At 70.6% G+C, this 616-nt stretch carries 1 pseudogene; it reads left to right on the forward strand.

Annotation, left to right across the window (positions count from 1 at the left end):
• Window positions 1-616: pseudogene (locus G6W55_RS38125) on the forward strand (pyridoxal 5'-phosphate synthase lyase subunit PdxS); the annotation flags it as partial.

The following is a 616-nucleotide window of genomic DNA, read 5'->3' on the forward strand; positions in this document are numbered from 1 at the left end:
GCCGTCATGGCCCTGGAGCGGGTCCCGGCCGACATCCGCAAGGACGGCGGCGTGGCCCGGATGTCCGACCCGGACATGATCGAGGGCATCATCGAGGCCGTGTCGATCCCGGTCATGGCGAAGTCCCGCATCGGCCACTTCGTCGAGGCGCAGGTGCTCCAGTCCCTCGGCGTGGACTACATCGACGAGTCCGAGGTCCTCACCCCGGCCGACGAGGTCAACCACAGCGACAAGTTCGCCTTCACCACCCCGTTCGTCTGCGGCGCCACCAACCTCGGTGAGGCCCTGCGCCGGATCGCCGAGGGCGCCGCGATGATCCGCTCCAAGGGCGAGGCCGGCACCGGCAACGTCGTCGAGGCCGTCCGCCACCTGCGCCAGATCAAGAACGAGATCGCCCGGCTGCGCGGCTACGACAACAACGAGCTGTACGCCGCCGCCAAGGAGCTGCGCGCCCCCTACGAGCTGGTCAAGGAGGTCGCCGAGCTGGGCAAGCTCCCGGTCGTGCTGTTCTCCGCCGGCGGTGTCGCCACCCCGGCCGACGCCGCGCTGATGCGCCAGCTCGGCGCCGAGGGCGTCTTCGTCGGCTCCGGCATCTTCAAGTCCGGCGACCCGGCCA

The organism is Streptomyces sp. CAI-85, assembly GCF_013363615.1.
GTDB classification, from domain to species: domain Bacteria; phylum Actinomycetota; class Actinomycetes; order Streptomycetales; family Streptomycetaceae; genus Streptomyces; species Streptomyces antibioticus_B.